Genomic DNA, 23,046 nt, shown 5'->3' on the forward strand with positions numbered 1-23,046 from the left:
TTTGAGCACTTGAAGGGCTCACCCAGAGGCGCAGGCTTGTTCCTATCGTCGGTCTAGCCAGATGCATTCTTTATCGGCGCTTGGGTGAAAGGAGGAGGGGCGAAATCTCCCACGGATCTGTACTGCGCTAACAGTCAGAATCGAGCCTTGTCCCTCCTCCTCCCTTCAAGTCCTAGCATACAAGCGAGCCTGTTCCGGCCGGCGTTCCGACGATGGGGCCAGGACAGACGCCATCACTCTCCGGCGATAAAGCTCACCCGCACCTTCAACCCCGCCTGCTCGCCATCGTGCAGGCTGATCTGCGCCAAATGCGCGCGGCAGATTTCGCCGACAATCGCCAAGCCCAACCCTGATCCTGCCACTTGCTGGTTGCGCCGGTAAAAGCGTTCGAACACCCGGTCACGCTCTTCAAGGGGAATCCCGGGGCCATCGTCCTCAACCTCCAATATCGCCGGGGCCGAGACCCGCAGAATGACGTTGCCGCCCGGCGGCGTATGGGCCAGCGCGTTGTCGACCAGATTGCTCAACAGCTCGTTCAGCAGCGTCGGTTCGCCGCGCAGCCAGACCGGTTCGTCAGCCTCCAACGCCAACGCCACACCTCGTTTGTAGGCCAGCGGCGCCATGGCCATGCCCAGTTCACGGGCCAACTGACTGAGATCCAGCAACTGCGCACCGCCCTCGGCAATCGCCCGAGCGCCGTTTTCGACCCGCGCCAGTGAGAGCAATTGATTGGCCAAGTGGGTCAAGCGATCAGTACCCTGCGCAGCAGTTTCCAGCGTGCTGCGCCACGTTTCGGGTTCGCTCGCCCGCAAGCCCAGTTCCAGTCGCGCCTTGAGGGCTGCCAACGGTGTACGCAACTCATGAGCGGCATCGGCAATGAACTGCGCCTGTCGCTCGAACTGCCCACGCAAGCGTTCGGTAAAGTGATTGAGCGCACGCACCAGCGGCCACAACTCGCGCTGGACTTCCACCAACGGCAGTGGACGCAAATCGTCGGATTGCCGCTCTTCCACCGCCGTGCGCAAACGCTCAAGCGGACGCAGCGCGGCGCTGACCGCAAACCACACAATCATCAGTGCGCCGATTGCCAACATGCCCAGACGCAGTAAGGTATCGGCCGCCAGACCGCGAGCCATGCTGACGCGCGCCTCGTCGGTTTCCGCCACACGGATTTCCGCCATGCCGTTCATGTTGGGTTCACTGACCGCTTTGAGCAAGCTGACCACGCGCACGTTCTGCCCTTGATACGTCGCGTTGTAGAACCGCGCCAGCGCCGGATAGTTATCGGTGCGCGGCGTTCCCGGAGGTGGCGCCGGCAGATTTTCGTAGCCGGAAATCAGCTTCTGATTGATGTCGTTGACCAGATAGAAAATCCGTCCGGCACTGTCGTAGGCGAAGGTATCGAGCGCCACGTAAGGCACGTCGAGGCTGAGACTGCCGTCGCGCTCGGAAAGGCCAGCGGCGATGGTCCGCGCCGAGGCCAGCAAAGTCCGGTCATAGGCCGTGTCGGCGGCTTCGCGACCGTTCCAGTAGGCGCTCAATCCGCTGGCCAGCATCAACACCACCAGCAGCAGCGCCAGGTTCCACAGCAACCGCCAGCGCAGACTGCTGGGCTTATGCATCGCGGCTTTCCAAGAGGTAGCCGAGACCACGGAAGGTCACGATAGCGACCGGCTGGCCATCGAGTTTCTTGCGCAAACGGTGCACGTAGATTTCGATCGCATCGGGGCTGGCCTCTTCGTCGAGACCGAAAACCTGGGAGGCCAGTTGTTCCTTGCTCATCACCCGGCCGGGACGGGCGATCAGGGCTTCAAGCACCGCTTGTTCGCGGGAGGTCAGAGTCAGTAGTTCTTCACCGAGAGTGAAGCGCCGGGTGTCGAGGTCATACGCCAACACTCCGCAACGCTGCAGGCGTTCACCGCCCAACACACTACGTCGGAGCAGGGCCTTGACCCGCGCTTCGAGTTCGGTGAGTTCGAAAGGCTTGGCCAGGTAATCGTCGGCGCCGAGGTTCAGGCCATGCACCCGATCCTTGACGTCGCTACGGGCCGTCAGCATCAACACCGGCAAGTTCTTGCCGCGAGCGCGCAGTCGCGCGAGCACCTCAAAACCATCCATGCGCGGCAAACCGACATCGAGAATCGCCATGGCGTATTCCTCGCTGCCGAGCGCCAGGTCGGCCGCCACGCCATCGTGCAGCACATCCACGGTCAAGCCGGTGCTCTTGAGCGCCTGGGCGACACTTTCGGCGAGCTGCAGATGGTCTTCGACGAGCAGGACACGCATGGATCTTTACCTCATTCAGGGATGGTCGACGCCATTCTTTGGCGCGGAGTTTACAGCGGCATCGGTCGCTGTGAAGCCTGAAAAAACGTGAAAGCCTTCTGAAAGGTTAGCGAAAGGTTAGCCCGTTAGAGTCGGACCACGGACAGTTTCGACTGCCGTCGCTGCTGCCACACAGCGATCCGAAAAACGCCTCGAAGCGTTTTCGACAAATAAGAACAATAAACGGAGTAAGTCATCCATGCAGTCCTTGCAGACCCAGGCTATCGCGCCTGCCCGCCTCTCCCGTTTCAGCAACACCGCCCTTGCCAGTGCCGCCGCGCTTGCCGGTTTTTCGCCGTTGAGCCAGGCCGACTTCATCGAAGACAGTACGGCCACGTTCGAAACCCGCAACATGTACTTCAACCGCGATTTTCGCGATGGCACCAGCGCCCAACAGTCAAAGCGTGACGAGTGGGCCCAGGGTTTCATGCTCAACCTGCAATCGGGTTACACCGACGGCACCGTGGGGTTCGGGGTCGATGCGCTGGGCATGCTGGGGGTCAAGCTCGATTCGAGTCCCGACCGTACCGGCACCGGCCTGCTGCCAACCCACGACGATGGCCGCGCGGCTGACGAATACTCCAAGCTGGGCCTGACCGGTAAAGTGAAAATCTCCGCCACGGAACTGAAAATCGGCAGCCTGATTCCGGAACTGCCGATCCTCAAGCCCAACGACGGGCGCATCCTGCCGCAGACGTTTGAAGGTGGCCTGCTGACCTCCAAAGAGATCAAGAACCTGACCTTCACCGGCGGGCGTCTGGAAAAAGCCAAGGACCGCGACAGCACCGACTTCGAGGACATCGCCCTCAACAACAAGAACAGCCGCTTCGCCGGTACGGTGGCCGGCAAGCACTTCGACTTTGGCGGCGTGGATTACAAGTTCACCGACAAAATCACCGGCAGTTACCACTTCGCGCAACTCGATGAAGTCTACAACCAGCACTTCCTCGGCGTGGTTGCCTCGCAACCGTTCGGGCCGGGCACGTTCGGCACCGATCTGCGCCTGGCCATCAGTGACGATGAGGGCCAGGCCCGTGGCGGCAAGATCGACAACAAATCGCTCAATGGTCTGGTGAGCTATGCCTTGAGCGGGCACAAGTTCAGCGCCGGCTATCAGCACATGTCCGGCGACAGTGCGTTTCCCTATGTGGATGGCGCCGACCCGTACCTGGTCAACTTCGTGCAGATCAACGACTTTGCCGGCGCCGAAGAGCGCTCCTGGCAGGCACGCTACGACTTTGACTTCGCCAAGCTCGGTGTACCGGGCCTGAGCTTCATGAGCCGTTACCTGAGCGGTGACAACATCAAGCTCAAGAACGGCGACGAGGGTAAAGAGTGGGAACGCAACACCGAAATCAAATACGTAGTACAAAGCGGCGCCCTCAAGGACGTCGCCGTTCGCCTGCGCAATGCCACCTACCGCTCCAACTACTCTGCTCGCGATGCCGATGAAGTGCGTCTGCTGGTGAGCTATAGCGTTGCCCTTTGGTAATTCAGTGCGTCGATAACAACAACTCCCAAGGAGACTTGAATGAACCTGTCAATGCGTAAACTAGCCCTCGCCGCCAGCGTCCTGCTGTTCACCGGCCAAGCGCTTGCCGAACCAAAACGCCCGGAATGCATCGCCCCGGCCTCGCCGGGTGGTGGTTTCGACCTGACCTGCAAACTGGCGCAGAGCGCGCTGGTCAACGAAAAACTGCTGACCAAACCGATGCGCGTAACCTACATGCCCGGTGGTGTCGGCGCGGTGGCGTACAACGCGGTGGTCGCCCAGCGCCCGGCGGATGCCGGCACGTTGGTCGCCTGGTCCAGTGGTTCGCTGCTGAATCTGGCTCAAGGCAAGTTCGGTCGTTTCGATGAAACCAACGTGCGCTGGCTGGCTGCCGTCGGCACCAGCTACGGCGCCATCGCGGTGAAAAGCGATTCGCCCTACAAGACCCTCGACGACCTCGTGCAGGCACTGAAGAAAGATCCGAGCAAAGTGGTCATCGGTTCCGGCGGCACCGTCGGCAGCCAGGACTGGATGCAAACCGCGTTGATCGCCAAGGCCGCCGGGATCAACCCGCGTGACCTGCGTTACGTTGCTCTCGAAGGCGGCGGCGAAATCGCCACGGCTCTGCTCGGCGGCCACATCCAGGTCGGCAGCACTGACATTTCCGACTCCATGCCACACATCCAGAGCGGCGACATGCGCCTGCTGGCGGTGTTCTCCGACAAGCGTCTGGACGAGCCGGAAATGAAGGACATTCCAACCGCTCGCGAGCAAGGCTATGACATCGTCTGGCCGGTGGTTCGCGGTTTCTACCTCGGGCCAAAAGTCAGCGACGAAGACTACGCCTGGTGGAAAGACTCCTTCGACAAACTGCTGGCTTCCCCCGAGTTCGCCAAGCTGCGCGACCAGCGTGAGTTGTTCCCGTTCGCCATGACCGGCCCGGAACTGGACACCTACGTGAAAAAGCAAGTTGCCGACTACAAAGTGCTGGCCAAAGAGTTCGGCCTGATCCAGTGATCGTCTCTGTCTAGTGGCCGCGGCTCCGTTTGGCGGAGCCGCGGCACAGGAGTTCCCCATGCTCTTACAACGCATTTTTGCTTCGGTGCTGTTGCTGGTCTGTCTCGGCCTCGCACTGATGGCATGGCCGTATCAAGCGGCTTTTTCCTACGAACCGGTAGGACCTCGGGCCTTTCCATTGCTGATGCTCGGCCTGATGGGGTCGGCCCTTTTGTACATGGTGTTTCGTCCCGCGCCGATCAAGCACAACGATGACGAGCCGCCACTGGACCGCGAAACCCTGACCAAAATCGGCATCTGCGTCGCGCTGTTGCTGGTGTTCGCCGGCACTTTCGAACCCCTGGGTTTCATCGTCGCCAGCATCATCACCGGTGTTCCGATGGCACGCCTGTATGGCGGCCGTTGGGTGCCGAGCATCGTGATCATCAGCCTGATGGCTGTCGGTCTGTACTTGCTGTTCGACCGTTTGATGGACGTACCGCTGCCCCTCGGCCTGCTCGGCGTTCTGGAGAACTGATATGGATACTCTTGGCTATTTGGGTCAGGGCTTCGGCGTCGCGCTCAGCCCGTACAACCTGGTGACCGCCCTCTGCGGCACCCTGATCGGTACCGTCGTCGGCCTGCTGCCGGGCCTGGGCCCGATCAATGGTGTGGCATTGTTGATCCCGATCGCATTCGCCCTCGGTCTGCCACCGGAGTCGGCGCTGATCCTGCTGGCGGCGGTGTACCTGGGTTGCGAATACGGCGGCCGGATCAGCTCGATCCTGCTGAACATTCCGGGCGAAGCGTCCACCGTGATGACCACCCTCGACGGCTACCCGATGGCCCGCAAAGGCCTGGCCGGTGTCGCACTGTCTTTGTCGGCGTGGAGTTCGTTCATCGGCGCGTTCATTGCCACCTGCGGCATGGTGCTGTTCGCCCCGCTGCTGGCGAAATGGGCGATTGCCTTCGGGCCGGCCGAATACTTCGTGTTGATGGTGTTTGCGATCGTGTGTCTGGGCGGCATGGCCGGCGACCGACCGTTGAAGACCTTTATCGCAGCGCTGATCGGTCTGTTCCTGTCGACCGTCGGAATCGATGCCAACAGCGGCGTCTATCGCTTCACTGGCGATAACATCCACCTGACTGACGGCATCCAGTTCGTCGTGTTGGTGCTGGGCCTGTTCTCCATCAGCGAAATCCTCCTGCTGCTGGAAAAAACCCACCACGGTCAGGAAGCGGTGAAAGCCACCGGCCGCATGATGTTCAACTTCAAGGAAGCGGCATCGGTGTTCGTGGTGAACATTCGTTGCGGCGTATTGGGCTTCATCATGGGCGTGTTGCCGGGTGCCGGTGCGACGCTGGCCAGCGCCGTGGCCTACATGACCGAGAAGCGCATCGCCGGTGCCAGCGGCAAGTTTGGTGAAGGTGACGCTCGTGGCCTCGCGGCGCCGGAAACCGCCATCGGCGGCGCGGCCTGCGGTGCGCTGGTGCCGATGCTGACCCTCGGCGTTCCAGGTTCGGGTACCACGGCGGTGATGATCGGCGCACTGTCGCTGTACAACATCACCCCGGGTCCGCTGTTGTTCCAACAGCAGCCCGATATCGTCTGGGGCCTGATCGCTTCGTTGTTCATCGCCAACGTGATGCTGGTGATCCTCAACATCCCGATGATCCGCATCTTCACCCGCATCCTTGCCGTGCCAAACTGGGCACTGGTGCCGGTGATCGCGATCATTACCGGGATCGGCGTCTACGCGGTGCACGCCACCACGTTCGACCTGTTCCTGATGATCGGTATCGGCATCTTCGGCTACATCCTGCGCAAGCTGGACTTCCCGCTGTCGCCGCTGTTGCTGGGTTTCATCCTCGGAGGTTTGATGGAGCAGAACCTGCGCCGTGCCCTGTCGATTTCCAACGGTGCGCTGGAAATCCTCTGGTCGAGCCCGATCACTTTCGGTTGCTGGGTCCTGACGGCGATCATGCTGCTGATGCCGCTGATCCGCATCTGGCGCAAACGTTCGGCCGCGCAACGCGCTATCGCCGATGTCTGATCGGGTCCCCTTCAAAAACTGGTGGGGAACCCCGCTGGTCGGCCTGCTGGGCGGTTACCTCGCCAGCCAGGTCGGCTGGCCTCTGCCGTGGATGGTCGGCTCGTTGCTGGCGATCATCCTCGTGCGCTGCCTGACACCGTGGCAACTCGCGGAAATCCCTGGCGGGCGCAAGTGCGGCCAGTGGATCGTCGGCATCGGCATAGGCCTGCACTTCACCCCGGTGGTGATGGAGCAGGTGCTGAGTCATTTCGGTTTGATCTTCTTCGGTGCGTTGGTCACCAGCCTGTCGGCGGTCGTCGGCGTGTGGCTGATGCGGCGTACCGGTGAAGATCGGGCCACTGCGTTCTTCTCCAGCATGCCTGGTGGTTCCGGGGAGATGGTCAACCTCGGTGCGCGTAATGGCGCGGTGCTTAGCCGTGTTGCGGCGGGGCAGAGTTTGCGCGTGCTGGTTGTCGTACTGTGTGTGCCGGCAGCCTTTAAATACCTGCTGGGCGACGGTGCACCGATTTCCCACGCCGGCAGCATTGATTGGCGCTGGCTGGCAATTCTGTTTCCGGCTGGCGCATTGGCGGCTTTGATCTGGGAACGTCTGCGTCAACCCAACCCGTGGTTATTCGGACCATTGCTGGTCAGTGCGGCGGTGAGTATCGGATGGGATCTGCACATCGGTTTGCCCAACGGTGGCAGCCAGATCGGCCAGTGGCTGATCGGCAGTGGGCTGGGCTGTCACTTCAACCGACAGTTTTTCCGTCGCGCGCCTTCGTTCATGGGCCGGACCTTGATCGGAACGGTGTTGACCATGTTGATCGCGACCGCAGCGGCGTTGGGCTTGAGTGCATTGACCCATCTGGACCTGCGTTCGCTGACATTGGGCATGATGCCCGGCGGGATTGCGGAGATGAGTTTGACGGCGGAAACCCTGCAACTGTCGGTGCCACTGGTGACGGCGATGCAGGTGATGCGGCTGCTGTTTGTGCTGTTTCTGGCGGAGCCGTTGTTCAAGTATTGGAACCGCAATCCGGATTCAGTCTGATAGACCGAGTCGCCTTCATCGCGGGCAAGCCCGCTCCCACAGTCTGTACTGGTCAGAGTCAGAAGCGAGGCTTTAGTCCCACCCACCCCTTCAAGTCTAAACATACAAGCGGGCTTGCCCGCGATGGGCGTGACTCGGTCTACTCGCTTAAACCGGCGGCAACCGCCACTCAATCGGCGTCTCGCCATTCTGTTCCAGAAACTTGTTGGTCCGGCTGAAGTGCCCGCAACCGAGGAAGCCGCGATAGGCCGACAGCGGTGACGGGTGCACCGACGTCAGCACCAGATGCTTGGTGGCATCGATCAGTTTCTGCTTGCTCTGCGCATGGGCGCCCCACAGCATGAACACCAGATGTGGCTGCTGCTCACTGACCACTTCAATGATCCGGTCAGTGAAAAATTGCCAGCCCTTGTCCTTGTGCGCATTGGCGTTTGCGCGCTCGACGGTCATGGTGGTGTTGAGCATCAACACGCCCTGCTCAGCCCAGCTCTGCAAGTAACCGTGACCGGGGATGTCGATGTTCAGGTCGCGCTTCAATTCTTTGTAGATATTCACCAGCGACGGCGGTGCCGGTACGCCCGGTTGCACCGAGAAGCACAAACCATGAGCCTGGCCCGGGCCGTGATACGGGTCCTGACCGAGGATGACGACCTTGACCTTGTCCAGAGGCGTGGAATTGAGCGCGTTGAAGATCATCGGCCCCGGTGGATAGATCTCCTTGCCGGCCGCCCGCTCCTGTTGCAGAAAGTTTCGCAACTCTGTCATGTAGGGCTGGTCGAATTCGGCACGCAAAGCCTCCTTCCAGCTCGGTTCGAGTTTGATACGGTCGTCAGCAGTCATGGTTACATCCGGCAAAAACAATGGGGCGAACCCTAGGAAAGCGCATCACGCTTGTCAATTGATCTGACACAGATCCGGCACTTTCCTACACAGCGATCATACTTAACCCTCAATTTCCCGATCGAGGTCACGATGAATCTGCACTTCGAAGAACTCACCGGCACCGACGGCGCCCGCATCGGCGTCGCCACGCTGGATGCCGAAAAATCGCTGAACGCGCTGTCCTTGCCCATGATCAACGCCTTGCGCGACCGACTGGATGCCTGGGCCAAAGAGCCGCAAATCGTTTGCGTGCTGCTGCGTGGCAACGGCGCCAAAGCCTTCTGCGCCGGCGGTGAAGTGCGCAGCCTGGTTGAGGCCTGCCGCGCCCATCCCGGCGAAGTGCCGCCCCTGGCCGCGCATTTCTTTTCCGCTGAATATCGCCTGGACTTCAGCCTGCACACCTATCCCAAACCGCTCATCTGCTGGGGGCACGGTTATGTGCTCGGCGGCGGCATGGGCCTGCTGCAAGGGGCAAACATCCGTATCGTCACGCCGAGCAGTCGGCTGGCCATGCCTGAGATCACCATCGGTCTGTACCCGGATGTCGGCGCCAGTTGGTTCCTGTCGCGATTGCCCGGCAAGCTCGGATTGTTCCTCGGCCTGACCGGCGCCCACATGAACGCTCGTGATGCGATCGACCTGGACCTGGCCGACCGCTTCCTGCTCGATGAGCAACAGGAACAGCTGATCGAAGGCCTGCTGCAATTGAATTGGCAGGAACAGACACCGATGCAGCTCAACAGTCTGCTCAAGGCGTTGCAACAGGAAGCCGTCGCAGAGATGCCCGAGCCCCAATGGCTACCGCGACGCCAGCGCATTGATGAATTGCTGGATGTCAGCGATGTGCGTTGCGCGTGGAAGGCCATCAGCCCATTGCGCGATGACACCGACCTGCTGCTTAGTCGCGCCGCGCGGACCATGAGTGAAGGCTCACCGCTGACCGCTCATCTGGTCTGGGAACAGATCGCCCGCGCCCGGCACCTGTCACTGGCTGAAGTCTTTCAGATGGAATACACGCTGAGCCTCAATTGCTGTCGTCATCCGGAGTTCAGCGAAGGCGTGCGTGCACGGTTGATCGACAAGGATCAGAAGCCGCATTGGCACTGGCCGGACATCAACAATGTGCCGGATGCGGTGGTGGAGGCGCATTTCCACAAGGTGTGGGAAGGTCGACACCCGTTGGCGGATTTGTCGGAGTATTGAATTCCGGACATAAAAAAGCGGCGCTTGATGCGCCGCTTTTTTATGGACGGTTAACGGTGACTTCCCCGGCCGTCGTGATCGCCGCGTCCGTTATGGTCGCCTCGACCGCCATGGTTGTTGTTGCGCCCGCCATTGCCACGGTAGTCATTGTTCCAGCCGCCACGGTTGCGGCCGTCCCAGCCATGATTCTGGTGCGCCCGGTAGTCGGATCGCGACGGGTAGTAACGGGGTGCCGATTGGTAATAGCGCGGCGCCGGTTGATAGACCCGAGGCTGGTGGTAGTAGCGCGGCGTTGGCTGATAATAGCGCGCAGGTGGTGCGTAGTAACGGGCTGGCGGTGCGTAATAACCGCCATTGGAATAGTAGGAATTACCGCCAGCGTAATAAGCCGGCGCTGGTGAGGTGTAAACCTCGGAACTGTAGTAACTGACTCCTCCATCGGAATAAGGCACGCATCCACCAAGGGACAAACCCGATACAGCAATCAGTAGAATTGTTCGCAGCTGTTTTAGACAGAGCATGGCGGCCTCCTGGACCGCGAGTGAGCCACACCAGCGACGCTGGCAGGCGACAGTCAATTATTCGCTGACTGTCGAAAGATCAGACATCGAATTCGGAATCTGGTGCGTTCTCGCAACAAGTTGAAACATCTCGCCGATGAAAGGTTTTTCATCTATTCACGCGCTGATTAATGGTGCCCGTGGCGATATCCACCGCCGTAATAACGAGGCCCGTGGCCGCCCCAATTGTAATAGCGATAGCCACCATAAAAGCGTGGGCCACCGTAGTAATAGCGCGGGCCGTAATAGTAGGAATAAGGCGAATAGCCAGGGTAGTAATAAGGCGAGGAGTACACATCGTAGGAGCCGGCATAGTAATAACAACCGGACAACCCCAGACCGAGAACAGCACCGAGCAACAGTCGACGAAACATGGCGGCCTCCTGAAAGACCCGCAGCCGGTACAGGCCGACTGACACCTGTTTTGACTGGCATTCTCCGATCTAGTGCCGGATCGCTCCGAGCTTCAGATCAGCGGCCGATGACGCTGCATCTCAGTGCATCGGTGCACCATCACAAAGCAGCCCGACCTTTACCCCCGCCTCTCGATTCTTCAACACCCCCGCGCTAGACGCATTTTCCGAACTTGGCACGCCTCTCGCTTTAGCAACCACGTGCAAGGAGTCATCACAGGTTCGCGGCACCACAATTTGCAATGGCTGACTAGGGTTCCGGCTCGCAATCTCGAGTGACTGGTCCGAGAGTTGGCGACCTCCAGTTGAGGTTACACGGCGGGACAAAAGCCCGGGAGACAAGCCACCGTTCGCGGTGCCGCGTTGCCTCCTGCCCGCCCTTGATCAACTGGAGATTTCGAAATGTCCCGACTACGTTTCCCCGCCTTGCTCGCCGCTGCATTTGCAGCGTTGCTCTGCACCCAGTCCCAGGCCGCACCGAAAGACCACTTCAGCGTCTGTTGGACGATCTACGCCGGCTGGATGCCGTGGGAATACGCCGGCAGCCAAGGCATCGTCGACAAATGGGCGAAGAAATACGGCATCAAGATCGATGTAGTGCAGCTCAACGACTACGTCGAATCGATCAACCAATACACCGCCGGCCAGTTCGACGGCTGCACCATGACCAACATGGATGCGCTGACCATTCCAGCCGCAGGCGGCGTCGACAGCACCGCACTGATCGTCAGCGACTTCTCCAACGGCAACGACGGCATCGTGCTCAAGGGCGAAGGCAAGAAAGTCGCCGACCTCAAGGGCATGGACGTCAATCTGGTCGAGCTTTCGGTATCCCATTACCTGCTGGCTCGGGCCCTGGATTCGGTGGACCTCACCGAGAAAGACCTGAAAGTGATCAACACCTCCGACGCCGATATCTCGGCCGCCTTCAACACCGATCAAGTCAACGCCGTCACCACCTGGAACCCGATGCTCTCGGACATCAAGGCCAAGCCTGCGGTGACCGAAGTCTTCAACTCCAGCCAGATCCCCGGCGAAATCATGGACATGATGGTGGTCAACAGCGCCACCCTCAAAGACAACCCGGCCCTGGGCAAAGCATTGACCGGCGCGTGGTTCGAAGTGGTCGAGTTGATGAACGCGAAAAACGCCGCCAGCAAAGCTGCACTCGAACACATGGCCAAAGCCTCGGGCACCGACCTTGCAGGTTTCCAGGCACAACTGGACACCACCAAGCTGTTCGCCACGCCGAAAGAAGCCCTGGCGTTTTCCACCAGCAAGCAACTGCCGGAAACCATGCGCAAGGTCGCCGAGTTCTCCTTCCAGCACGGCTTGCTGGGTGAAGGCGCCAAGGACACCAGCGCGGTCGGCATGGCCTTCGCCAACGGCGTGACCAGCGGCGACAAGGGCAACCTCAAGCTGCGCTTCGACCCGAGTTACGTGCAAATGGCCGCCGACGCCAAGTTGTAAGAAGAGGACTTGGCCATGCGCCTGATCAATCGCCACCCGGATCGCCCGAGTCGCCTGTTGCTGGTGATCCTGCCGTTCGCCCTGGTGCTGTTCGCCTACTTCATGGGCTCGGCCGAGCGACTGGCGGACAACCCCAATGACAAGCTGTTGCCCAGCGCTGTGCAAATGACCGACGCGGTAAAACGCCTGGCGTTTGTGGCCGACGGCCGCACCGGTGAATACGTGCTGTGGCAGGACACCGCCTCCAGCCTGCGACGCCTGGCCATCGGCTTGGGCATCAGTGCGCTGGCCGGGCTGTGCCTGGGCATGGCGTCCGGCACCTTGCCGCTGTTCGGCGCGCCGTTGTCGCCGTTGCTGACGGTGCTGTCGATGGTGCCGCCGCTGGCGATCCTGCCGATTCTGTTCATCGTGTTCGGGTTGGGCGAGTTGTCGAAAGTGATGCTGATCGTAATCGGCATCACCCCGGCACTGGCCCGTGATCTGGAACAGCGCGCCCGGGAAATTCCCGTGGAACTGCTAATCAAGGCCCAGACCCTCGGCGCTTCCACCTGGACCTTGATGCTTCGCGTAGTGCTGCCGCAATTGCTGCCACGCCTGTTGATCTCGCTGCGCTTGATGCTGGGCTCGGCATGGCTGTTCCTGATTGCCGCCGAAGCCATTGCCTCTACTGATGGCCTCGGCTACCGGATTTTCCTGGTGCGCCGCTACCTGGCGATGGACGTGATCCTGCCGTACGTGGTGTGGATCACCCTGCTCGCCTGGCTGATGGATTGGGGCCTCAAGCGCCTGACCCAGCGTGCGTTCCCTTGGTACGAAGGAGCCCGGGCATGAGCTTCATCACCGTGAAAAACGTCTGGCAGCAATACGCCGATCAGATTGTGCTCGAAGGCCTGAACCTGAGCGTCAACGAGGGTGAGTTCTGCACGCTGGTGGGCGCGTCCGGTTGCGGTAAATCGACCTTCCTGCGCCTGCTGCTCGGCCAGGAACAAGCCAGTCGCGGCGAGATCCTGCTCGACGGTCAGCCGCTGGCCGGTGAGCCGGATGCCAGCCGTGGCGTGGTGTTCCAGCGCTACTCGGTGTTCCCGCATCTGAGCGTGCTGGACAACGTCGCCCTCGGCCTCGAACTGCCGCGCTCGCCATTGCTCGGTCGCTTGTTCGGTAACGCGAAAAAAGACGCCCGCGAACAGGCCTCGGTGCTGCTGCACAAAGTCGGTCTCGGGCATTCGCTGGACAAGTACCCGGCGCAGCTTTCCGGTGGCATGCAACAACGGTTGGCTATCGCCCAGGCGCTGATCATGAAGCCCCGCGTGTTGCTGCTCGACGAACCGTTCGGCGCCCTCGATCCGGGCATCCGCAAAGACATGCACGCCTTGCTGCTGGAACTGTGGCGCGAGACGCAACTGACGGTGTTCATGGTCACCCATGACCTGTCCGAAGGTTTCAGCCTCGGTACGCGTTTGTTGGTGTTCGACAAGGTCCGCATCGACCCGCACGCCCCCGGCGCCTATGGCGCGCGCATCACCTACGACATCCCTTTGAACAGCGACCGCCGCGCCACCCGTGCCGCCGTCGACGCCTTGCCGGTGCAACTGGCGGGCACGCTTCGTATCGCTTAGAGGAATTTTGACAATGACTGATTCGACTCAACTGTTCCCACCGTTCGCCGAAGAAATGCTCCCCGGCGGCGGCCATCGTTCCTTCGTTTTGAAACGCGGCCAACTGCTGCGCCTGACAGATATTCGCGGCGGCGCCAACGCCAGCCTGACACTGCTCAACGCCAATGAAAAAACCGAGCGCCTGAACCTGCCCGACAGCCTCAAATGCCAACACACCGCCAAGCTCACCACCGGCCATTGCCTGTACTCGGACATGGGTCGTGTGCTGGCTGCGATCACCGCTGATACCTGCGGCTGGAGCGACAGCCTCGGCGGCGTGCTCTGCGCTGAAGAGGTCGCCGAAAAATACGGTGCGGGCCGCTATCAGGAACTGCGCAACGGCTTCTTCCGCAACGGTACCGACAATCTGCTGGTTGAACTGGGCAAGTGGGGTTTGGGCCTGTCGGACTTGCTGATGACCCTGAACCTGTTCAGCCGCGTCAACGTCGATGACGCCGGGCGCTTCCATTTTGTCGAGGGTAACTCCAAGGCTGGCGATTACATCGAGTTGTACGCACCGATGGACACGCTGGTGGTGCTCACCGCCCTGCAGCATCCGATGGATCCATCGCCGGAGTACGCACCAAAACCACTGAAGCTCAGCTGGATGAACGCCGACGCCAGCGTCGCCGAACACTGCCGCACGTCGCGCCCGGAAAACGAGCGCGGCTTCATCAACACCGACCGTCTGTTCGCCTGAGGATCGCTGCCATGTCACTCGCTATCGCCACCGCTCCACAGTCGCCTGAAACGGCCGTATACCGCGCCACCATCCCCGCCGGCGAACCCTGGCTGATGGAGGTCAAGGCCGGCCAGACATTGCGCATCCTCGATCTGGAAGGCAATCAGGCCGTCGACACGCTGTTCTACAGCGTCGCCAACCCGAAAGAACGCTACGACGTGCAACGCACTTTGCGCCGGCAGAACAGCGTGTACCTGAGCACCGGCAGCGTGCTGTATTCCAACCTCGGCAAGCCGATGCTGACCATCGTCGCCGACACTTGCGGGCGTCACGACACCCTCGGTGGCGCCTGCGCGCAAGAGAGCAACACCGTGCGCTACGCCCTGGAAAAACGCTACATGCACAGCTGCCGCGACAACTATCTGCGTGCCTGCGTGCATGACGGGCGGTTGGGAAAAGGCGACATCGGGCCGAACATCAATTTCTTCATGAACGTGCCGGTCACCGCTGATGGGGGGCTGACCTTTGAGGATGGTATTTCCGCACCGGGCAAATACGTCGACCTGCGCGCCGAGATGGATGTGATCGTGCTGATCTCCAACTGCCCGCAGCTGAACAACCCGTGCAACGCCTACAACCCGACGCCTGCGGAGCTGCTGGTATGGAACTGAAATTTTCGCGGTTGCGGCGTTGGTTGTTTGCCCTGTGCCAGGCCCGTTCCGGGCAGTGCATTAAATAACCCACCCCTGTAGGAGCTGCCGAAGGCTGCGATCTTTTGATCTTAAAAAATCAAAGTCAAAAGATCGCAGCCTTCGGCAGCTCCTACGGGGGATGGTGCCAGTTTCTGTCATCCGGGACGGCCCGGGGGACTGTCAAAAAACTGCGGGACGGCCCGCATCCCCATCAGGGGTTATGCCATGTTCGAAAAAGTCCTGATTGCCAACCGTGGCGCCATCGCCTGTCGCATTCTGCGCACCCTGCGTGAGCTCGAAGTACAGGGCGTTACCGTGTACTCCGAAGCCGATGCCGCCAGCTTGCACATCCTGCAAGCCGAGGAGGCCCACAGCCTCGGTGAAGGCGCGGCCGCCGGCACTTACCTGGCGGTGGATAAAATCCTCGCCATCGCCAAATCTGCGGGCGCTACGGCAATCCATCCCGGCTACGGTTTTCTCTCGGAAAACGCCGCGTTCGCCGAAGCTTGCGAAGCCGCCGACATCGCCTTCATCGGCCCTACGCCCGAACAGCTTCGCGTATTCGGCCTCAAGCACACCGCTCGCGCACTGGCCAAGCAACATGGCGTGCCATTGCTTGAAGGCACCGAGCTGCTGGACAGCCTCGACGCAGCCCTGATCGCGGGTGAACACGTCGGCTACCCGGTGATGCTCAAAAGCACCGCTGGCGGTGGCGGCATCGGCATGCGCGTGTGTCGCAGTGCGGCGGAGTTGCGCGAGTCCTTCGAAGCGGTCAAACGCCTGGGCCAGAACAATTTCAGCGACGCCGGGGTGTTCATCGAGAAATACATCCAGCGCGCTCGGCATCTGGAAGTGCAGGTGTTCGGCGACGGTCATGGTGAAGTGATCGCCCTCGGCGTGCGCGATTGCTCGGTGCAACGCCGCAACCAGAAAGTCCTCGAAGAAACCCCCGCGCCGAACCTGCCCGACGGCATGGCCGAAGAGCTGTGTGCAGCGGCGATCAAACTGGCCAAAGCGGTGAGTTACCGCAGCGCCGGCACTGTGGAATTCGTGTTCGACAGCGAGACCCAGCGTTTCTATTTTCTGGAAGTGAACACTCGCTTGCAGGTGGAACACGGCGTCACCGAACAGGTGTGGGGCGTTGATCTGGTGCGCTGGATGGTGCAACTGGCGGCCGGTGATTTGCCGCCGCTGGGTGAACTGATCAGGGGTTTGAAAGCGGACGGCCATGCGATTCAGGCGCGGCTGTATGCAGAAGATCCGGGGCGGGATTTTCAGCCGAGCCCGGGCTTGCTCACTGCTGTGAATTTCCCACCAGCCAATGGCATTCAACTGCGCATCGACACGTGGGTCGAGGCCGGGTGTGAGATTCCGCCGTACTTCGACCCGATGATCGCCAAGGTCATCAGCTGGGCACCGACTCGCGAAGAGGCCCGCGCCGATTTGCATCAAGCCCTCGGCGACAGCCAGCTGTATGGCGTGGAAACCAACCGCGATTACCTGCGGCAGATTCTGCTCGATGCGCCCTTCGCCAGCGGCCAGCCATGGACCCGTTGCCTGGAAGGTCTGGTGTATCAGGCCCATACGTTCGAGGTGATCAGCGCCGGCACCCAGACCAGCGTGCAGGACTATCCCGGTCGCCTCGGCTACTGGGCAGTCGGCGTGCCGCCGTCGGGACCGATGGACAGTCGCGCATTGCGTCTGGGCAACCGTTTGCTGGGCAACGACGAAGGCGCGGCAGCGCTGGAAATCACCATGAGCGGGCCGTTGTTGCGCTTCAACTGCGATGCCGTGGTGGCGGTGACCGGGGCGGTGATTCCGTTGACATTGAACGGTGAAAACGTGCCGATGAACACTGGGCTGCAGATTGCGGCGGGGGCGACGTTGAGCCTCGGGACCATCGCAGGCGCCGGTGCGCGCAGCTACCTGTGCCTTCGCGGTGGCCTGCAAGTGCCGGACTATCTGGGCAGCAAAAGCACCTTCACGCTTGGTCAGTTTGGTGGTCATGGCGGTCGCGCGTTGCGGGCCGGCGACGTGTTGCATGTACCCGCCTTGCTTGACCGCAGCGCCGGTCAACAACTGGACGATGAACAGGTCACCGAGCTACCGGCAGTGCGGCAAATTCGAGTGATCTACGGTCCCCACGGTGCGCCGGAATACTTCACTGAAAACTACATCGGCACGTTCTTCGCCACGCAGTGGGAAGTGCATTTCAACTCCAGCCGCACCGGCGTGCGTCTGATCGGACCGAAACCGGAATGGGTGCGTGCCGACGGTGGCGAGGCCGGTTTGCATCCATCGAATATTCATGACAATCCGTATGCAATCGGCGCGGTGGATTTCACCGGTGACATGCCGGTGATCCTCGGCCCCGATGGCCCGAGCCTTGGCGGGTTCGTGTGCCCGGTGACGGTGATCGAGGCGGATCTTTGGCAGTTGGGGCAGTTGAAGGCTGGGGACAAGGTGCAGTTCTTGCCGGTCGATATCAAAACCGCCCGCAACCTCGCCTTGAAATGGACTCCCCCCTGTAGGAGTGAGCCTGCTCGCGATGAGGACATCGCATCCGAAATTTCTTTGACTGAAACACCGCAATCGCGAGCAGGCTCACTCCTACAGTGGATTGTGTCGCCTGTGGTGTTGGATTTGGGCCAGGACGATACGCGGCTGGTGGCACGCCTTTCCGGCGACACCCACCTGTTGCTGGAAATCGGCGCCCCCGAACTGGACCTCGTCCTGCGCTTCCGCGCCCACGCCCTGATGCAAGCCCTGGAAAGCAAACACTTGCACGGCGTGATCGACCTCACGCCCGGCATCCGCTCACTGCAAATCCACTACCAACCCGAACAACTACCACAGGCCGATCTGCTCGGCATCATCGCCGGTGAATGGGACGCGGTGTGCGCCGCGAAGGACCTGCAAGTACCGTCGCGCATCGTGCACTTGCCGCTGTCCTGGGACGACCCGGCGTGTCAGTTGGCGATCGAAAAATACATGACCACCGTGCGCAAGGACGCACCGTGGTGCCCGAGCAATCTGGAGTTCATCCGCCGCATCAACGATTTGCCGAACCTCGATGAGGTGCAGCGCACAGTATTCGACGCCAGTTATCTGGTGATGGGTCTGGGCGACGTTTACCTCGGTGCGCCGGTGGCCACCCCACTCGACCCGCGCCATCGCCTGGTGACCACCAAGTACAACCCGGCCCGCACCTGGACCGCCGAGAACTCGGTGGGCATCGGCGGTGCTTACATGTGCGTGTACGGCATGGAAGGCCCCGGCGGTTATCAGTTTGTCGGCCGCACCTTGCAGATGTGGAACCGCTACCGCGACGTGGCCGCGTTCGATGGCAAACCATGGCTGCTGCGCTTTTTCGATCAGATCCGTTTCTATCCGGTCAGCGCTGATGAACTGCTGCGTATTCGCCGGGATTTCCCCCTTGGGCGCTTCGACCTGAACATCGAACACAGCCAGCTGAACCTGGCGGATTACCAGGATTTTCTGACGAAAGAGGCCCAAACCATCGGCGCTTTTCGCGATCAGCAACAAGCTGCATTCAACGCCGAGCGCGAGCGCTGGATCGCCAGCGGCCAAGCGCATTTCGACAGCGAGGAACTGGCCCCGGAAGCGACCGAAGACGCACCGCTGGGCAGCGGTCAACAGAGCGTCGACAGCCACATCGCCGGCAACCTCTGGCAGGTTCAGGTCGAGACCGGCAGTCGGGTCGAGGCCGGTGATGTGCTGGTGATTCTGGAGTCGATGAAGATGGAAATCCCCGTGCTCGCGCCGATGGCCGGCGTGGTCCGCGAGATTCGCGTGCAACCCGGTTCGGCCGTGCGCGCCGGACAGCGCGTCGTGGTGCTGGAACTCGACTGAACCCATTTTGAAAAGGACTCACGCCATGAACATCAATCTGCAACTCGACGCCCTGCGCAACGCTTACCGCGACGGCAGCACCACGCCCCGGCAACTGCTGCTGAACCTGCGGGACAAAGCCGCCGCGCTGAACCCGGACTATCACTTGTTCATTCACTTACTGAGTGTCGATGAACTGGAACCGCACCTCGCCGCCCTCGACGGTCGCGAAATCGACAGCCTGCCGCTGTACGGCGTGCCGTTCGCGATCAAGGACAACATCGATCTGGCGGGCATTCCGACCACAGCGGCGTGCCCCGCATTTGCTTATATACCTGAACGCTCGGCAACCATCGTCGAGCAACTGCTGGCGTTGGGCGCGGTGCCATTGGGCAAGACCAATCTCGATCAATTCGCCACTGGTCTCAATGGCAGTCGCTCGCCCTATGGCGCGTGCCCGAACAGCGTGTTGCCGGAGTATCCATCGGGTGGCTCTAGCGCCGGTTCTTCGCTTGCGGTGGCGCTCGGTGTCGCGAGTTTTTCGTTGGGCACCGACACCGCAGGCTCCGGACGCGTGCCGGCGGCGTTGAACAATCTGGTGGGAATGAAAGCCACCAAAGGTTTGATTTCCACCGCTGGGGTGGTGCCGGCCTGCCGCACGCTGGATTGCGTGACCACGTTTACAGCCACAGCCCAGGAAGCAAGTCAGTTACTGGCATTGACCGCCAGACTCGATCCACGGGACGAATACAGCCGCAGCAATCCGCTGTGGAATGACGGCTCGGCATTCGGCGCACCGCGTCCGTTCCGCTTCGGCGTGCCCCGCGCGCTAGACCTGGAATTTTTCGGTTGCGCTGAAGGACCGCTGTTGTTCGGTGGTGCGATCGATCAACTAAAGCGCTTGGGCGGCGAAGCGGTGGAACTGGACCTGACGCCGTTTCTTGAAGCGGCACGCCTGCTTTACGAAGGCCCATGGGTGGCCGAGCGCTACAGCGTCGCTGGCGAACTGATGGAACAAAATCCCCAAGCCGTGTTGCCGGTGATCCGCGCCGTACTGGCCAAGGCGCCGGTCGTCAACGGCGTGCAAACCTTCCGTGCCCAGTATCGACTGCAAGCGTTGAAAGCGCTGTGCGACAAAGCGCTGGATGGACTCGATTGCGTGGTTACGCCAACCATTGGCCGCCCGGTCACCCTGGCAGAACTCGACGCCGAACCGGTGCTGCGCAACTCCGAACTGGGCTACTACACCAACTTCATGAACCTGCTCGACTACGCCGCCATCGCCGTGCCGAGCGGTTTCATGGGCAACGGTTTGCCGTGGGGCGTGACGCTGTTTGGACGTGCGTTCACCGATCAATATCTGTTGAGCGTGGCGGATGGTTTGCAGCGCCAGCAGATTTCGGCTGCACCTGCGTCGACGACTGTTGCACGCAATGACCGTGCGCGGCTGGTGGTCTGCGGCGCCCACCTGGACGGCTTGGCGCTGAACTGGCAGCTCAAGCAGCGCGGCGCCCGATGGGTGGAAACGACATTCAGCTCACCTGACTATCAACTCTACGCCCTGGCCGGTGGCCCACCGTTTCGTCCGGGCATGGTCCGGGTGAAGGACGGCGGCGTATCGATTGCCGTGGAAGTGTGGGAATTGCCGAGCAGTGAGTTGGGCTCGTTCCTGACCGGGATTCCGGCACCGCTGGGGTTGGGCAAGGTGCAATTGGCGGATGGCCGGTGGGAGAGCGGGTTTATCTGTGAGGCGTATGGGCTGGAGGGGGCGACCGACATCAGCCACCTCGGCGGATGGCGTGCCTACCTTAAAAGCCTCGCCTGACAACAATCCTGTAGGAGCTGCCGAAGGCTGCGATCTTTTGATTCTGTTTTTAAAGATCAAAAGATCGCAGCCTTCGGCAGCTCCTACAGGGACGGGTGTAACCATTAAGGAATGTAGGAACGACCATTCGCGGCGCACATAGAGCAGTTATTTCCGGGCAGTGCCACTAGAATGCATGCCATCGGAATACTGACAATGGAATTGCCATGCCGCTTCGCTCACCGCTGTATTCTCAACGTTCGTTGGTCCTTACGCTGGTCGCGTTGCTGGGCGCGGGTTTCCTCGCCACGTCATTCCTCAGTTACTACGCTTCGCGGGCGTCGATCCGCGACAACATCGTCAACACCGAACTGCCGCTGACATCCGACACGGTCTATTCGGAAATCCAGAAAGACCTCGTCAGACCGATCCTGATTTCCTCGATGATGGCCCGCGACACCTTCATGCGCGACTGGGTGGTCAACGGTGAAAAAGATTCCGACCAGATGACCCGCTACCTCAACGAGGTCATGACCCACTACGGCGCCTACACCGCGTTCTTCGTCTCCAACACCAGCCTGACTTACTACCACGCCAAGGGCGTACTCAAGCAGGTCAAGGCCACGGAACCGCGCGATGCCTGGTACTTTCGTGTGCGCGACATGAAGGATCCCTACGAGATCAACGTCGACCCGGACCTCGCCAACAAGGACAACCTGACCGTCTTCATCAATTACAAAGTCCACGACTACAACGACCGTTTCATCGGCGCTGCGGGTGTCGGGCTGACGGTCGATGCGGTGATAAAACTGATCGACAAATACCAGCAGCGCTACCAGCGTAGCGTGTACTTCGTCGACACGTTTGGACGCGTGGTGCTGACCGGCGCAGAGGGTGGGCCGGATGGCGCACGTATCGGGCAAACCCTGGGCGAACTCGACAGCATGAAGAACCTGGTCAGCCAGTTGCCAAAACCCCACAGCGGCAGCTACGAATATTCCGGCGAAGGCCAGGGACATTTCCTCAACGTTCGTTTCATCCCCGAGCTGAACTGGTACCTGTTCGTCGACAAACGCGAAGACGGCGACCTCAGTGACATCCGTCGCTCGCTGTACCTCAACCTGCTGATCTGCCTGATCGTCACGTTGACCGTGCTGGCCCTGCTCAATCGGGTGATCAAGCGCTATCAGCACAAGATTCAGGCCCAGGCCACCCTCGACAGCCTGACTGACCTGCCCAACCGTCGCGGTTTCGACCTGCTGGCCGCGCAAGCGATGCACGAGGCTCAGCGCGAGCCGAAACCGCTGACGGCGTTGTTGCTGGATCTGGACCACTTTAAGGCCTTGAACGACACCTACGGTCATCTGGCCGGCGATCAGGTGCTGATCGGCTTCGCCCGCGACCTGGAGAGCTGCCTGCGGCACTCCGACATCGTCTGCCGCTGGGGCGGTGAAGAATTCATCGTGCTGCTCAAGGACACCGACGGTGAGACCGGTCTGATGATCGCCGAGAAAATTCGTCATCATGTCGAACAACAGCGATATGCATACAACGGCAGCACCCTGCATCTGACCGTCAGCATCGGCCTGACCACCCTGCAAACCGACGATACCTTGCACACCCTACTGTCGCGGGCTGATCATGCGATGTACCGGGCCAAACAAAGTGGCCGCAACCGAACTTGTGTGGAAAAGCCTTACTCCAGCTATGAACCCGCCTGACCTCTGCCCCGCCTGCGGCGCACCCAACGACTGCGCCCTGGCCGACCCGCGAACCGCTGACCGGGCGTGCTGGTGCTACGGCGTCAGCATCGACCCGGCAGTGCTTGAAGCGCTGCCCGCCGAACTGCGCAACGCCTCGTGCCTGTGTCCGCGCTGTGCTGAAGTCGAAGTGCAGTTGCAAGCAGCGGCGCGGCCGATCACGTAAGATGCGC

General features: G+C 60.9%; 20 protein-coding genes and 1 riboswitch. Of the genes, 15 read left to right on the forward strand and 5 right to left on the reverse strand.

Going from position 1 to position 23,046, the window contains the following annotated elements:
* Positions 1–233 precede the first annotated feature (233 nt).
* Both ACM110_RS12030 and ACM110_RS12035 read right to left on the reverse strand, forming a co-directional pair.
* Entirely contained in the window at positions 234–1,622 is a 1,389-nt protein-coding gene (locus ACM110_RS12030; RefSeq protein ID WP_416127934.1) for a sensor histidine kinase, read from the reverse strand.
* Entirely contained in the window at positions 1,615–2,286 is a 672-nt protein-coding gene (locus ACM110_RS12035) for a response regulator (protein WP_075947499.1), read from the reverse strand. The genes ACM110_RS12030 and ACM110_RS12035 overlap by 8 nt, the downstream gene beginning before the upstream one ends.
* 238 nt (positions 2,287–2,524) lie before the next feature.
* Here ACM110_RS12035 and ACM110_RS12040 point away from each other — a divergent pair, with 238 nt between their 5' ends.
* Genes ACM110_RS12040 through ACM110_RS12060 form a run of 5 tightly spaced genes read left to right on the forward strand, consistent with a single transcriptional unit; the run spans position 2,525 to position 7,900 of the window.
* Positions 2,525–3,817, forward strand: coding sequence for an OprD family porin (locus ACM110_RS12040; RefSeq protein WP_416127935.1), 1,293 nt, complete (start codon positions 2,525–2,527; stop codon positions 3,815–3,817).
* A gap of 39 nt (positions 3,818–3,856) precedes the next feature.
* Positions 3,857–4,834 carry a tripartite tricarboxylate transporter substrate binding protein gene (locus ACM110_RS12045; protein WP_338585212.1) on the forward strand — a complete coding sequence of 326 codons (978 nt, stop codon included), beginning with the start codon at positions 3,857–3,859 and terminating at the stop codon, positions 4,832–4,834.
* 58 nt (positions 4,835–4,892) lie between these two features.
* On the forward strand, positions 4,893–5,351 hold the full coding sequence (locus ACM110_RS12050) for a tripartite tricarboxylate transporter TctB family protein (protein ID WP_416127936.1): 459 nt from the start codon (positions 4,893–4,895) through the stop codon (positions 5,349–5,351).
* Between the two features lies 1 nt (position 5,352).
* A complete protein-coding gene (locus tag ACM110_RS12055; RefSeq protein WP_416127937.1) occupies positions 5,353–6,867 on the forward strand; it encodes a tripartite tricarboxylate transporter permease in 1,515 nt (504 codons plus the stop codon).
* Positions 6,860–7,900 carry an AbrB family transcriptional regulator gene (locus ACM110_RS12060; RefSeq protein WP_416127938.1) on the forward strand — a complete coding sequence of 347 codons (1,041 nt, stop codon included), beginning with the start codon at positions 6,860–6,862 and terminating at the stop codon, positions 7,898–7,900. The genes ACM110_RS12055 and ACM110_RS12060 overlap by 8 nt, the downstream gene beginning before the upstream one ends.
* Before the next feature lie 147 nt (positions 7,901–8,047).
* Here ACM110_RS12060 and ung read toward each other — a convergent pair whose 3' ends face one another.
* Positions 8,048–8,740: a uracil-DNA glycosylase gene (gene ung, locus ACM110_RS12065; RefSeq protein WP_416127939.1), complete on the reverse strand. Its 693-nt coding sequence runs from the start codon at positions 8,738–8,740 to the stop codon at positions 8,048–8,050.
* A gap of 132 nt (positions 8,741–8,872) precedes the next feature.
* Here ung and ACM110_RS12070 point away from each other — a divergent pair, with 132 nt between their 5' ends.
* Positions 8,873–9,985 carry an enoyl-CoA hydratase/isomerase family protein gene (locus tag ACM110_RS12070; RefSeq protein ID WP_416127940.1) on the forward strand — a complete coding sequence of 371 codons (1,113 nt, stop codon included), beginning with the start codon at positions 8,873–8,875 and terminating at the stop codon, positions 9,983–9,985.
* Positions 9,986–10,035: 50 nt separating this feature from the next.
* Here ACM110_RS12070 and ACM110_RS12075 read toward each other — a convergent pair whose 3' ends face one another.
* A complete protein-coding gene (locus ACM110_RS12075) occupies positions 10,036–10,506 on the reverse strand; it encodes a hypothetical protein (protein ID WP_416127941.1) in 471 nt (156 codons plus the stop codon).
* A 167-nt stretch (positions 10,507–10,673) separates the two neighbouring features.
* Positions 10,674–10,919, reverse strand: a complete 246-nt coding sequence (locus ACM110_RS12080; RefSeq protein WP_416127942.1) for a hypothetical protein — start codon at positions 10,917–10,919, stop codon at positions 10,674–10,676.
* 278 nt (positions 10,920–11,197) lie between these two features.
* Positions 11,198–11,298: riboswitch (guanidine-I (ykkC/yxkD leader) on the forward strand.
* 62 nt (positions 11,299–11,360) lie between these two features.
* On the opposite strand from ACM110_RS12080, the gene ACM110_RS12085 reads away from it, so the two are divergent.
* The 9 genes from ACM110_RS12085 (at position 11,361) to ACM110_RS12125 (ending at position 23,039) form a co-directional block, all read left to right on the forward strand.
* Positions 11,361–12,428, forward strand: coding sequence for a putative urea ABC transporter substrate-binding protein (locus ACM110_RS12085; protein WP_416127943.1), 1,068 nt, complete (start codon positions 11,361–11,363; stop codon positions 12,426–12,428).
* Positions 12,429–12,443: 15 nt separating this feature from the next.
* The gene (locus tag ACM110_RS12090; protein WP_416127944.1) at positions 12,444–13,259 is read left to right on the forward strand and encodes an ABC transporter permease; all 816 of its coding nucleotides are present in this window, start codon (positions 12,444–12,446) and stop codon (positions 13,257–13,259) included.
* Positions 13,256–14,044, forward strand: a complete 789-nt coding sequence (locus ACM110_RS12095; RefSeq protein ID WP_416127945.1) for an ABC transporter ATP-binding protein — start codon at positions 13,256–13,258, stop codon at positions 14,042–14,044. Before ACM110_RS12090 ends, ACM110_RS12095 begins: the two co-directional genes overlap by 4 nt.
* A 13-nt stretch (positions 14,045–14,057) precedes the next feature.
* Positions 14,058–14,783 carry an urea amidolyase associated protein UAAP1 gene (locus tag ACM110_RS12100; protein ID WP_416127946.1) on the forward strand — a complete coding sequence of 242 codons (726 nt, stop codon included), beginning with the start codon at positions 14,058–14,060 and terminating at the stop codon, positions 14,781–14,783.
* 11 nt (positions 14,784–14,794) lie between these two features.
* Positions 14,795–15,436 (forward strand): urea amidolyase associated protein UAAP2, encoded by a 642-nt coding sequence (locus ACM110_RS12105; RefSeq protein WP_007996701.1) that lies wholly within the window; start codon positions 14,795–14,797, stop codon positions 15,434–15,436.
* A gap of 246 nt (positions 15,437–15,682) precedes the next feature.
* Positions 15,683–19,330 carry an urea carboxylase gene (gene uca / locus ACM110_RS12110; protein ID WP_416127947.1) on the forward strand — a complete coding sequence of 1,216 codons (3,648 nt, stop codon included), beginning with the start codon at positions 15,683–15,685 and terminating at the stop codon, positions 19,328–19,330.
* Positions 19,331–19,355: 25 nt separating this feature from the next.
* Positions 19,356–21,134 carry an allophanate hydrolase gene (gene atzF / locus ACM110_RS12115; protein WP_416127948.1) on the forward strand — a complete coding sequence of 593 codons (1,779 nt, stop codon included), beginning with the start codon at positions 19,356–19,358 and terminating at the stop codon, positions 21,132–21,134.
* 206 nt (positions 21,135–21,340) lie between these two features.
* Positions 21,341–22,834, forward strand: coding sequence for a diguanylate cyclase (locus ACM110_RS12120; RefSeq protein ID WP_416127949.1), 1,494 nt, complete (start codon positions 21,341–21,343; stop codon positions 22,832–22,834).
* A complete protein-coding gene (locus ACM110_RS12125) occupies positions 22,821–23,039 on the forward strand; it encodes a cysteine-rich CWC family protein (RefSeq protein WP_416127950.1) in 219 nt (72 codons plus the stop codon). Before ACM110_RS12120 ends, ACM110_RS12125 begins: the two co-directional genes overlap by 14 nt.
* Positions 23,040–23,046 lie beyond the last annotated feature (7 nt).

The sequence above is a fragment of the Pseudomonas sp. NFX98 genome (genome assembly GCF_047784845.1).
Classification (GTDB): domain Bacteria; phylum Pseudomonadota; class Gammaproteobacteria; order Pseudomonadales; family Pseudomonadaceae; genus Aquipseudomonas.